Raw genomic sequence first — 225 nt, 5'->3', positions numbered from 1 at the left:
TGATAAGTCTGATGTGAAAGCCTTTGGCTTAACCAAAGAAGTGCATCGGAAACTGTCAGACTTGAGTGCAGAAGAGGACAGTGGAACTCCATGTGTAGCGGTGGAATGCGTAGATATATGGAAGAACACCAGTGGCGAAGGCGGCTGTCTGGTCTGCAACTGACGCTGAGGCTCGAAAGCATGGGTAGCGAACAGGATTAGATACCCTGGTAGTCCATGCCGTAA

1 rRNA gene is annotated in these 225 nt (G+C 49.8%); it reads left to right on the top strand.

What is annotated here, in order from left to right:
* Positions 1–225, top strand: a 16S ribosomal RNA gene (locus tag QOS03_RS09385); the annotation flags it as partial.

This window comes from Limosilactobacillus pulli, assembly GCF_947381555.1.
Lineage (GTDB): Bacteria > Bacillota > Bacilli > Lactobacillales > Lactobacillaceae > Limosilactobacillus > Limosilactobacillus pulli.
Note: the sequence above shows the minus strand (reverse complement) of the source record. Positions and strands in the feature narration are given on the sequence as shown.